Below are 10,624 nucleotides of genomic sequence, written 5' to 3' on the forward strand. Positions count from 1 at the left end.
GTTGGTGGAGCGCCGGGAGGCGCTGCGCCTAGCCTTGGGCGCGCGCGGTGCCTTGCCGCGCGAGGTGGGTACGTTAATCCCGCCTCTAGGGGTGCCCGTTGGTGCCCCGGCGCCTCCCGCCGCTCCACCCCCTCGCTTGGGATCGCGAGGGACTGGCAAACCTCGGACGCATTGCGCCGCGAGAACGCGGAAGCTCGGCTGTTTGAATCTTGGAATCAGATTTTGAGAAAGACGCCGAACATATCTGCGCCATACGCGGGCTTGACCCGCGTATCCATCAATCCTAGCAAAATTCTTTCGAAGCAGATGGATTGCCGGGTCAAGCCCGGCAATGACGGAGGTACCATGCCGGAAATCCTGGGCTCGGGCGAGCATCGCTACCGCGTGGTCGAGAACTGGGGCAAGTTGCCGGATGGGTGGAATCTCACCGACGTCGCCTCGGTCGCGGTGGATTCGAAGGACCGCATCTACCTCTTCAACCGCGGCGCGCATCCGATGGTGGTGCTGGACCGGTCAGGCAATTTCATCACCAGCTGGGGCGAGGGGCTGTTCAACCGGGCGCATGGCCTGCACATCGACGCCGACGACAATCTGTATTGCACCGACGACGGCGACCATACCGTGCGCAAATGCTCGGCCGACGGCAAGGTGCTGCTGACCATCGGCATTCCCAACCAGCCCAAGCCCTTCATGAGCGGCGAGCCGTTCCACCGCTGCACCCATACCGCGCTGTCGCCGCGCGGCGAGATCTACGTCTCCGATGGTTACGGCAATGCCTGCGTGCACAAATACACGCCGGACGGAAAGTTGATCAAAACGTGGGGCGAGCCCGGCAGCGATCCCGGCCAGTTCAATATCGTCCACAACATCGCCGCCGATGCCGACGGCTGGGTCTACGTCGCCGACCGCGAGAACCATCGCGTGCAGGTGTTCGACGCAAACGGCAAATACGAGACGCAGTGGAATAATCTGCACCGGCCCTGTGCGCTGCATTGCTGCGGCGGCAAGCAGCCCAACTTCATCATCGGCGAGCTCGGCCCCGGCATGCCCGTCAATCGAAAGGTGCCGAATCTCGGGCCGCGCCTCAGCATCGTCGATTCCACCGGCAAGCGCATCGCGCGGCTCGGCGGCGAGCACGGTCCCGGCCTCGAGGCCGGCAAGTTTCTCGCGCCGCACGGCATCGCGCTGGATTCAACCGGCGCCATCTATGTCGGCGAAGTTGGCGTCACCGACTGGAAGACCAGCTTTCCCGACACGCCGATGCCGGCCGTGGTGCGCTGCCTGCAGAAGCTGGAGAAGGTGTAGCCGGGATCCTCTATTTCTGAGTCGTCCCCGCCAACGGGTCCGGCTATTCGTTGGGAGGTAATGCGACGGCTTTTCCTTCAAGCCTTGCGCAAGGCAAAATGCGCGCCGCAGAACGACATCACGCCGCCGAGGCACAGCGCGGCGAGGCCGGCCAGCACGCCGGAAACGGTCGGGATCGGGCTTGGCGCGGAAGCCGCCTGTCCGGCGCCCGCCAGCACCAATACGCCGACTGCAATTAGAAACTGCCGCATCCGCTGCGGGATTTGTCCCGATACCGCGCTCTGCATCAGCGTCGCTGCAAAATAGCCGCCGACGAAAGCCACCGTGGCGATCAGCCACCAGGCTATTGCCGCGCCCGCCGGCATGAATTCGGGTGCGTCGGATCGCCACAACCGGCCGAGATCGAGGCCGTAGCGCGCGCCGAGCATGTGCACCGCGAGCGCCAGCAGCACGCCGGAGATCAGGGCCGCGGCGAGGATGATGCGGCGAGGGAAATAGGTGGTCTCGGCCATGGGCCGTTGTAAGATAAAGCTTAGCCGTCGTGCAAGCCGACGCGGCAGTGTCGCTGCCTTTTGGCTCAATGGCGCATTTCGACGTGATGCATCATGGTCCGGTGCGACCTTGAATCGCAAAATGTTTCTCCGGACAGGGAACATCGAATTGGCCGAGACGACGGATGGGACCGCGGCGGAGCCCGGCGCGAGCTACGCCTACAAGGCGTCGCTGATCGGCTCGGCGCATCGCTTCGCGCTGACCGAGGACCGCCTGGTGTGGCATGTCGCCGGCAGATCCGGGCTGTGGCCTTACACCGATATCGCGGCGGTCCGGCTGTCCTACCGGCCGATATCGATGCAGCCGCGGCGGTTTCGCGCCGACATCGACCATGTCAGCGGCGCGCGTGTCCGTGTGCTCTCGACCACGTGGCAGACCGTCACGCTGATGAAGCCGCAGGACAATGATTATCGCGCTTTCCTCATTGCGTTGCACCGGCGCCTCGAGGAGGCGGGGAGCAAGGCGGCACTGGTCGGCGGTCTGAGGCCGGGCCTCTATCACGCCGCCGTCGCGGTGCTGGCCATCGTCGCCGTTTCGATGAGCGGACTTCTCATTCGCGCACTGGTCACCGGCGAATGGGCCGGCGCGCTGTTCCTGGTCGGCTTCGCCGCGCTGTTCGGCTGGCAGATCGGCGGCTTCATCCGCCGCAACCGGCCGCGGCGATATCGGTTCGACGAGGTGCCGGAGGAGCTGCTGCCGTAGGGGGTCGTCGTCCCCGCGCAGGCGGCGACCCATACGCCGTGTCATGGATGTTCAGAAATGGCGCTGCATCGTCCTTGTTCAATCATAAACGACACGGCATACGGGGCCCCGCCTGCGCGGGGACGACGCAAGTCAATGCCGCACCACCAGCACCGAGCACTTGGCGTAGCGCACGACGTGGCCGGCGTTGGAGCCGAGGAAATAGGTGCGCATCGCCGGGCGGTGCGAGGTCATGACGATGAGGTCGGCCTTGATCTTCGCGGCCTCTTCGAGGATCTCGTGATAGATGCCGCCCTGGCGCACCACGCCGGAAATCCGCGCAGCTTCGATGCCCGACTCGCGCGCGACGATGGTGAGCGCCTCCTCGGACGAGGCGCGCTGCTGCACGTCGAAATCCGCCGGCACATATTCCGCCAGCATCACCGGCGTCATCGGCAGCACGTTGAGCAGCCGCACCGAGCCGCTATAGGTTTGCGACAGCGTCGCGGCCGTGGCAATGGCGGGTTTTGCCAGGTCGGTGTCGGCCAGATCAATCGGGACCAGAATGGATTTGAACATCGGCAGGCCTCCGTCGTGGAATTAGCTTAGCATAAAATGTGCCGTCTGGTGTCCCGGCGCGATGCAGCGTTCTTCACGCTGCTTCGCAGAACCGGGACCCCGGTTTCTTAGAGCCGCGAGCAACCGGGACCCCGGCTCTGCAGCGCACCGCTTCGCGAAGAGCTACGCGCTGGGGCACGAGTCATCCCCCCGACGCCGCCTTCAACAGTTTCGGGCTGACGAACAGCTCGAGCCGGCCGCCGCGGAACGAGACGTCGCGCCAGTCGTCGATGTCGAAGTCGATCACGGCCAGGCCCGACGTCGGCAGGTTGTCGGCCAGCGCCGCGCGCGCCTTGGCGTTGCCGCCGCCGGTGAGGCCGAACGCCAGTTCGTGCATGCCGGGATTGTGCCCAACCAGCAGCAGCCGGCGCGGATCATCGCTCGCAACCGAGCGGATGGCCTGCAGCAGCGCGGACGGGTCGGCGCCGTAAAGTTCCGGCACGAATTCGAGATTCGGGGCCGCCGCCGTGCTCTTGATGGCGTCCCAGACGATGTCCCAGGTCTGGTGCGAGCGCACCGCGGGCGAAACCAGCACGGCGTCCGGATGCGGCGGATGGCGGGCGATCCAGCCGCCGATCTCGGCGGCATCAAGCCGGCCACGGTCATCGAGACGGCGGTCCCTGTCCTTGCCGCTGGGCGCGTCGTTTTCGGTCTTGGCGTGACGCAGCAGCATCAAACGGCGCATGGCGCGATCTCGATTCGGTTCCGGTTGCGATTAATGTACAGACTTTGATCGCGCGACAAGTGACAAGCGCGCCAACGGTCCGTAAGTAAAAGCAATGAGCGAAGCTTCCACAAGCGGGACGGACGGACATGATGTCACGGCATGGGCCGAGCAGGTTCCGGAGCGCACGCGGCTGACGCTCGATCTCGACGTCGATATCTGCGTGATCGGCGCGGGTCTCGCCGGCCTTACCGTGGCGCGCGAAGCGGCACGGCTCGGGGCCAGCGTCGCCGTGCTCGAGGGCCGCCATGTCGGCTGGAATGCGTCCGGCCACCAGCTCGGCACGGTGATGCCGGGTTACGGCGTTCCGCTCAATGATCTGATCGCGCGCGTCGGCTTTGAGGACAGCCGGGAATTGTGGTCGCTGTCCAAGCAGGGCGCCGACTACGTCCGCGCCGCGGCAACGCTGATCCCGTTCAGCGCCTACAGCGAGGGCGCGCTGGAAGTTTCCAATGTCGATGTCGGCGACGCCTTGATCAGCCGGCTGCAGATGCTGGCCGAGGATTTCGACACCGAGGTCGAGGGCTGGCAGATCGAGCGCGTGCGCGCCGAGCTGAAAACCCGGCGCTATTTCCACGGCGTCTATTATCCGAAAGCGTTCCAGATCGACGGCCGCCGATATGTCCATGGCCTCGCGGTACTGGCGAAGCAGGCCGGGGTGCGCATTTTCGAGGACACCCCTGCGGTCGGCATTGATGCGTCCGGCATACGCAAGCGCATCGTGACGCCGCAGGCGCGGCTGCGCGCCTCGCATATCGTGCTCGCCGGCAACATCCATCTCGGCGCTCCTTTAAGGCGGCTGTCGGAAACGCTGCTGCCGGTGTGGCGCCATGCCGCCATCACCGCGCCGCTCGGCGCGCGGCTGGCCGACGTGATGACCTTTCAGGGCTCGGTGACCGATACCGACGGCATCGATCATTTCCGCATCGTCGAAGGCGACCGGCTGATGTGGTCGAGCCCGGAAACCACCTGGGCGGCGCGGCCGCAACGCTTCGCATCGCGCATCCAGCGCCGCATCGCGACGATCTTTCCGAAGCTGGGCGAAGTCGAGATCGTTGAAACCTTCAGCGGCGCGATCGGACAGACTGTGCACGGCATGCCGCAGATCGGGCAACTGCGAAAGGGCCTGTGGGTCGCCAGCGGGTTCGGGCGGCAGGGCCTGAACACCACGGCGATGGCCGGGCAGCTGATCGCGCGCAGCATCTTGTGGGGCGACGAGCGCCTAAAACTGTTCGCGCCGTTCGAACTGGTGTGGGCGGGGGGCCGCACCGGGCGGATCGTCGGCCAGGCGGTCGGAGCATGGCAACGCGGCAGCGCCGCCGCCGCCGGCGCCTTTGCGCGCTACCGCGAAGGCGCGCGCGCGAGGGAGGGCATCCGCGAGGCGCGCCTGGCGGAGGCCAACCGCCAGGCCGGCACCCGGCCGCCGCGCAAACGCCCGCCGCCGGGAAGGGGGCCGGGGCGGCCGTTGCCAGTAGCGCCGAAGCCGGAGGTTGGCGACGAGACGCACCAAAACGTACAGCGTCGTCCCCGGGAAGGCGGGGTCCCATAACCCCCTGGCGCTTGTTGTAAGTCGCGGTCGTCCAACAGGAAATATTAGCGCCATCCTGGACATCAGCGACACGGCATATGGGACCCCGCCCGCCTCCGCGGGGACGACGAGGGGGCCGCTCGCAACAAAGTGAGCCGATTTCGGCTATAATCATGTAACTTCCGGGGTAACTCACCGTATTTACAGGCGACGCATCATCCCGCCCGGAGACACCCCATGCTCGACCGCCGCATCCTGCTTGCCTCGCTAGCCAGCCTATTCGGCCTTGCCGCGTTCCGCTGGCTGCGGATGACGCCGGCGGAGGCTGCGGAAAAGTTCGAGATCGAGAAGACCGACGCCGAATGGCGCGCGCAACTGACGCCGCAGCAGTACGACATCCTGCGTAAGCAGGGCACCGAGCGCCCGTGGTCGAGCCCGCTGCTGAAGGAACATCGCAAGGGCACCTTCGCCTGCGCCGGCTGCGACCTGCCGCTGTTTTCCTCGGACACCAAGTTCGAAAGCGGCACCGGCTGGCCGAGCTTCTGGCAACCGCTGGAGAACGCCGTCGGCGAGACCAAGGACCGCACCTTCGGCATGCTGCGCACCGAAATCCATTGCCGCCGCTGCGGCGGCCATCTCGGCCACGTCTTCAACGACGGCCCGAAGCCCACAGGCCTGCGCTACTGCATGGACGGCTTTGCGCTGGTGTTCCACCCGGCGGCGCCGTCGGCGAGCTGAAGGCGCAGGGCGCGCAAACATTCTCAGCGTCATGCGCGGGCTTGACCCGCGCATCCATCCATCTTCGCAAGAATCCTTTCGAAGGGATGGATTGCCGGGTCGAGCCCGGCAATGACGAGATGCCGGGCGTGCCTGTACAGGCAAGCACGTCAAATCCCTTTCATGGTCCGGTCACCAACCACGCGAAGGCCGATGCTGCCGATCAGATCCGAACGGAGCACTTTGGCGGCGCCCATCTCGGCCATCGTCTGTCGCAACGTGCTGACGTTCGATCCGAGCGACACGATTCCACCCAGCACCGCGGCAATCGATCCGATGCCGGCGACCGGACTGGACGCTCCGAACAGGCCGAGCGTCACAACGAGCAGCAACGCGCCGCCGCCGGCGATTGCCGCCTTGGAAACCAGTATGATCTTTCGGCATCGCTCGGCGACCGCGGCAAGTTCGTCGAGCCGCGCTTCGATCCGTGAAATCTCCTCGCCCGGATTGTCCTCGTCTGTCAGATTCAAGATTGAGATCCCTCAATTGTCGTCCCCGCGCAGGCGGGGACCCATAACCACCGATGTTTGTGGTTGCTCGCTGACCATGCGACATCGTGCTTCAACACGAGCGACGGTGGTTATGGGTCCCCGCCTTCGCGAGGACGACGAGTGTTGTGCGTCAATCGTACTGCGCCGGCTCCATCGCCCACAGCCACTGGTCGTGACCGTGCGCGTAATTGCGGTTGGTCTGCGCCGGATTGCGGTTGATCAGCTGACGCAGATACATCGGATGGGTGGCGCTGCGCACCTCGTGCTCCACCGTGAACAGGTGGCGGCCGCTTGCGAGATCGACGATGTCGCGGAAGCGATACTGGTACTGGTTGTCCTCGCTGTAGATCAGATTGCGCCCGGCAAGCCGGCGGTGAGGACCCGAGAAGTCGGTGATGTACATCTGCACATGGTGGCCGTCGTAGCCCGGCTGCGGCCGTTCGGTTTCGCGGAACCGGAAATGCTGGTCCTTGCCCATCTTCACATGCGCGACCGTGGCGTCGCCATTCTTCAGCTCCGCCGGTATCCCCATGATCTCGGGATAGAACGCGCAAATGCCTTGCGCGGCGCCGGCTGGCACGTCGAATTCGACATAGGGGATGCCGAGCGTGATGCGTCCGAAGCGCGCGGCGTCCGGCTCGTAGCAGCGCACGCGATTGCCCCAAGGGCATGTCGCCTCGACGTAATCGTTGTGCTCGCGATACGTGAACGCGGTGCCGTCAAGTTTTTTGGCGACGGATGCGAGGCGGCCGAGCAGGGCCTCGCGGCCCGCGATGACGATCCCGGTATGGCCGCGCAGCACCTGGGCCTCGCCGCTCGGCAGATGAAACTGGCTTCGGCCGACATTGATCCACATGTTGGTGTCGGACACCATCAGATACGGGTCGCGGGTGAGCCCGAGCCCGGCAACATAGAACAGCGCCGCCAAATGCTGGTCGGGCACCTGGACGTTGACGTGCTCGAAATGGATCGAGTTGCCGAGGTCCTCGGCGGCGCGGTCGAATGGCTGGTTCATGCTCACGGTATCCGGTGCAGAGCGCAGAGCTTGTTGCCGTCGGGGTCGCGTAAGTATGCGATGTAGAGTTTCACCCCGCTGTTTTCGCGTATCCCCGGCGGTTCTTCACAGGTCGTTCCGCCCTGCGCGATGCCAGCCGCGTGAAACGCGTCGGCGGCTTCCGGCGAATCGGCGGTAAAGCCGATGGTGCCGCCATTTGCACAGGTCGCAGGCTTGCCGTCGATCGGCAAGGACACCGAGAAGGTGCCGGTCTTGGTCCGATAGAAAATGCGATGGCGGTCCACCCGTCCGGGAGGAACGCCAAGCGTCCCAAGCAGCGCGTCATAGAACGATTTTGCCTTCTCCAGGTCGTTGGTTCCGATCATGACATGCGAAAACATCCCTATTTCTCCCAAGGTTCGTTGAACGATGTTTGGTGTCCTGACTTTTACGGAATCAACGCCGACGGCGCTAGTGGGTTAGGGCGCAATAGCCAACGGGGCGCGAATGCGCGCCTGGTTTAATCCGCTCTGCGCGCTGCACTGCGGTCGAAGCAATTGCTCGACAAGAGCGCGCGCGGCTGCAAGACTGCCCCGATAACAAAACCATGGAGGAAGCAATGAATATCGATCGTCGCCAGCTGGCGTTGCCGGTACTTGCCATTGGACTTCTTGGAATCGTCCCGTCCTTTGCCGCGGGGGAAGAGGATGCCGTCGTAAAGAGTCTCGAGGCATTCCGCGCGGCGCAGTTCGCCGCCAATGCCGAGATACTTGCCACGCTCTGCGCCGCCGAACTCAGCTACAGCCACTCCGATGGCCGGGTCGAGGACAAGGCGGCCTTCATCGCGGGCGCCACCAACGGAAAATCGAAGTGGCTGTCGCTGAAATACGAGGACCCCCAAATCCGTGTGGTCGGCCCCGCGGCAATCGTGCGCTTCCATTGGCTGGGCGAGAGCGAGGCGGTTGCCGACGGCAAGAAGAGCTCCACCAATCTGCACATCCTGATGAACTGGCAAAAACAGGGCGCGGAGTGGAAACTGCTGTCGCGTTCGTCAACCAAGCTCTGATCGCGGCGCGTCGAAGTGTCGGCGCGCGACATTCATTCATGCGTCGTCCCCGCGAAGGCGCTAGGGCATGCACACATCGTGACAGCGGCCGATTTGGCTACAGGTTCATGGCAAAGCAGCTTTCCGAGCCACACACACCGCCGTCATCCTGAGGAGCCGCGCGCTTGCGCGGCGTCTCGAAGGATCGGCCGCAGGCGCCTGTGGCCCATCCTTCGAGGCTCGCCCAAGAGGGCGAGCACCTCAGGATGACGCGGGTGTTGGTCTCTCAGCCAGCAAAACAGTGTGCATGCCCTAGCGCGCAGGCGGGACGACGGGCGAGGTGTGGGCACGAGAGTCCCGGCAATAATTACCCTGTCAGGCAATTATGCCCCGGTGGCGCGGCCCGCGCTTTTGCGTCAGGCCGTTGAACCGGCTGCATTTTTCCGCTTGGCACGTCCCCTGCAATGTCTCCCCCGATCACGGCCGTGTCCTGATACGCGCCGGACATGAATTTTGGAGACGACGTTATGGGTATCTTCGATGCGCTCAATACTTCGGTGGGCGGTCTGCAGGCGCAGTCCTTTGCGCTGCAGAACATTTCCGGCAACATCGCCAACGCGCAGACCACCGGCTTCAAGGGCATCAACACGAGCTTCGTCGACCTCGTGCCGGAGGCGACCAATCCGGACCGCCAGGTCGCGGGCGGCGTCACCGCCTACGCGCGGCAAACCGTTTCGACGCAGGGCACGGTGTCGGCCTCGAGCGTCGGCACCTTCATGGCGATCAACGGCGACGGTTTCTTCTCGGTGCAGAAGGCGAGCGGCACGGTCGACAACGCACCGGTGTTCACCGGCGTGACCAACTACACGCGCCGCGGCGACTTTCAGGTCAACGCCAACGGCAACCTCGTCAACGGCGCCGGCTATTACCTGATGGGCGTCGCGGTCGATTCCAAGACCGGCAATCCGCTCGGCAACGTGCCGCAGGTGCTGCAATTCCAGAACAGCTTCGTGCCGGCGCAGGCGACCACGACGATCCAATACGGCCTCAACCTTCCGGCCACGCCGGTGACGGCGGCGTCCAGCACCGCGCCGGCCGGCACCATCACCGCGGTCGGCGGCCTCGACGCCACGGTGTTCACCCCTGATCCGACGGTTGCGGGCTCAGGCACTGTCGTCGGCAATGACGCCGCGCTGTTCCAGAACCAGTCGATCAGCGGCGGAGCCGTCACCGCGTATGATGCGTCGGGCACGCCGGTGAACCTACAATTGCGCTGGGCCAAGACCGACAGTGCCGCGATCGGAGGCACCGACACCTGGAATTTGTTCTATCAAAAGGATCCAACCGCGACGGGCGCCGCCGTGGCGTGGGTCAATGCCGGCACCGATTTCACCTTCGGCACCGACGGCAAGCTGACGTCACCGACCACGCCATCGATCACGCTGACCGGCGTTGCGGTCGGCGGCCAGACGCTCGGCAACGTTTCCGTCAGCATCGGCGCCGCCGGCCTCACGCAATACGCAACCACCGGCGGCACCGCGACCATCAATACCATCTCGCAAAACGGATATCCCGCCGGGCAATTGCAATCGGTCGCGATCAGCAACAGCGGCCTGGTGATCGGCACCTTCTCCAACGGTCAGAACATCAATCTGGCTTCTGTGACGCTGTCGCACTTCAACGGCACCAATTATCTGAAGTCGCTGGATGGCGGCGCCTATGCGGTGACCGACCAGTCCGGCGCGGCGATTACCGGCGCGTCCGGCAGCATCAGCGGTTCGTCGCTCGAAGGCTCCAACACCGACATCGCCGACGAGTTCACCAAACTGATCGTGACCCAGCAGGCCTATTCGGCCAACACCAAGGTCATCACCACCGCCAACAGCATGGTGCAGGATCTGCTGAACGT

At 64.7% G+C, this 10,624-nt stretch carries 12 protein-coding genes; 6 read left to right on the forward strand and 6 right to left on the reverse strand.

Annotation, left to right across the window (positions count from 1 at the left end; all coding sequences use genetic code 11):
* Nucleotides 1-345 precede the first annotated feature (345 nt).
* Nucleotides 346-1,305 (forward strand): peptidyl-alpha-hydroxyglycine alpha-amidating lyase family protein, encoded by a 960-nt coding sequence (locus VGP39_RS24240; RefSeq protein WP_327570628.1) that lies wholly within the window; start codon nt 346-348, stop codon nt 1,303-1,305.
* A 77-nt stretch (nt 1,306-1,382) separates the two neighbouring features.
* Here the strand turns inward: VGP39_RS24240 and VGP39_RS24245 are convergent, their stop codons facing one another.
* Entirely contained in the window at nt 1,383-1,817 is a 435-nt protein-coding gene (locus tag VGP39_RS24245) for a hypothetical protein (RefSeq protein ID WP_327570629.1), read from the reverse strand.
* A 121-nt stretch (nt 1,818-1,938) separates the two neighbouring features.
* Between VGP39_RS24245 and VGP39_RS24250 the strand changes: the two genes are divergently transcribed.
* The gene (locus VGP39_RS24250; protein WP_414644791.1) at nt 1,939-2,559 is read left to right on the forward strand and encodes a hypothetical protein; all 621 of its coding nucleotides are present in this window, start codon (nt 1,939-1,941) and stop codon (nt 2,557-2,559) included.
* A 132-nt stretch (nt 2,560-2,691) separates the two neighbouring features.
* Here VGP39_RS24250 and VGP39_RS24255 read toward each other — a convergent pair whose 3' ends face one another.
* Both VGP39_RS24255 and VGP39_RS24260 read right to left on the reverse strand, forming a co-directional pair.
* Entirely contained in the window at nt 2,692-3,117 is a 426-nt protein-coding gene (locus tag VGP39_RS24255; protein WP_327570631.1) for a universal stress protein, read from the reverse strand.
* A gap of 181 nt (nt 3,118-3,298) precedes the next feature.
* Nucleotides 3,299-3,841 carry a SixA phosphatase family protein gene (locus VGP39_RS24260; RefSeq protein ID WP_327570632.1) on the reverse strand — a complete coding sequence of 181 codons (543 nt, stop codon included), beginning with the start codon at nt 3,839-3,841 and terminating at the stop codon, nt 3,299-3,301.
* 94 nt (nt 3,842-3,935) lie between these two features.
* Between VGP39_RS24260 and VGP39_RS24265 the strand changes: the two genes are divergently transcribed.
* On the forward strand, nt 3,936-5,429 hold the full coding sequence (locus VGP39_RS24265; RefSeq protein WP_327570633.1) for an FAD-binding oxidoreductase: 1,494 nt from the start codon (nt 3,936-3,938) through the stop codon (nt 5,427-5,429).
* A 216-nt stretch (nt 5,430-5,645) separates the two neighbouring features.
* Nucleotides 5,646-6,146 carry a peptide-methionine (R)-S-oxide reductase MsrB gene (gene msrB / locus VGP39_RS24270; RefSeq protein ID WP_327570634.1) on the forward strand — a complete coding sequence of 167 codons (501 nt, stop codon included), beginning with the start codon at nt 5,646-5,648 and terminating at the stop codon, nt 6,144-6,146.
* 149 nt (nt 6,147-6,295) lie between these two features.
* Here the strand turns inward: msrB and VGP39_RS24275 are convergent, their stop codons facing one another.
* From VGP39_RS24275 to VGP39_RS24285, 3 genes are all read right to left on the reverse strand, one after another.
* Nucleotides 6,296-6,649, reverse strand: a complete 354-nt coding sequence (locus tag VGP39_RS24275; protein WP_327570639.1) for a hypothetical protein — start codon at nt 6,647-6,649, stop codon at nt 6,296-6,298.
* Nucleotides 6,650-6,806: 157 nt separating this feature from the next.
* A complete protein-coding gene (locus VGP39_RS24280; protein WP_327570635.1) occupies nt 6,807-7,691 on the reverse strand; it encodes a hypothetical protein in 885 nt (294 codons plus the stop codon).
* 2 nt (nt 7,692-7,693) lie between these two features.
* Nucleotides 7,694-8,071, reverse strand: a complete 378-nt coding sequence (locus VGP39_RS24285) for a VOC family protein (protein WP_327570636.1) — start codon at nt 8,069-8,071, stop codon at nt 7,694-7,696.
* A gap of 218 nt (nt 8,072-8,289) precedes the next feature.
* Here VGP39_RS24285 and VGP39_RS24290 point away from each other — a divergent pair, with 218 nt between their 5' ends.
* Nucleotides 8,290-8,736 carry a nuclear transport factor 2 family protein gene (locus tag VGP39_RS24290; RefSeq protein ID WP_327570637.1) on the forward strand — a complete coding sequence of 149 codons (447 nt, stop codon included), beginning with the start codon at nt 8,290-8,292 and terminating at the stop codon, nt 8,734-8,736.
* A gap of 506 nt (nt 8,737-9,242) precedes the next feature.
* The coding region (locus tag VGP39_RS24295) for a flagellar hook-basal body complex protein (RefSeq protein ID WP_327570638.1) at nt 9,243-10,624 on the forward strand (1,382 nt) is incomplete at its 3' end.

It is taken from the genome of Bradyrhizobium sp. (assembly GCF_036009065.1).
GTDB lineage: Bacteria > Pseudomonadota > Alphaproteobacteria > Rhizobiales > Xanthobacteraceae > Bradyrhizobium.

What these genes read in the sequence shown, in the direction of transcription:
- VGP39_RS24240 (WP_327570628.1), top strand. Translation starts at nt 346, where the DNA reads ATGCCGGAAATCCTGGGCTCGGGCGAGCATCGCTACCGCGTGGTCGAG.
- VGP39_RS24245 (WP_327570629.1), bottom strand. Translation starts at nt 1,817, where the DNA reads ATGGCCGAGACCACCTATTTCCCTCGCCGCATCATCCTCGCCGCGGCC.
- VGP39_RS24250 (WP_414644791.1), top strand. Translation starts at nt 1,939, where the DNA reads ATGTTTCTCCGGACAGGGAACATCGAATTGGCCGAGACGACGGATGGG.
- VGP39_RS24255 (WP_327570631.1), bottom strand. Translation starts at nt 3,117, where the DNA reads ATGTTCAAATCCATTCTGGTCCCGATTGATCTGGCCGACACCGACCTG.
- VGP39_RS24260 (WP_327570632.1), bottom strand. Translation starts at nt 3,841, where the DNA reads ATGCGCCGTTTGATGCTGCTGCGTCACGCCAAGACCGAAAACGACGCG.
- VGP39_RS24265 (WP_327570633.1), top strand. Translation starts at nt 3,936, where the DNA reads ATGAGCGAAGCTTCCACAAGCGGGACGGACGGACATGATGTCACGGCA.
- msrB (WP_327570634.1), top strand. Translation starts at nt 5,646, where the DNA reads ATGCTCGACCGCCGCATCCTGCTTGCCTCGCTAGCCAGCCTATTCGGC.
- VGP39_RS24280 (WP_327570635.1), bottom strand. Translation starts at nt 7,691, where the DNA reads ATGAACCAGCCATTCGACCGCGCCGCCGAGGACCTCGGCAACTCGATC.
- VGP39_RS24285 (WP_327570636.1), bottom strand. Translation starts at nt 8,071, where the DNA reads ATGTTTTCGCATGTCATGATCGGAACCAACGACCTGGAGAAGGCAAAA.
- VGP39_RS24290 (WP_327570637.1), top strand. Translation starts at nt 8,290, where the DNA reads ATGAATATCGATCGTCGCCAGCTGGCGTTGCCGGTACTTGCCATTGGA.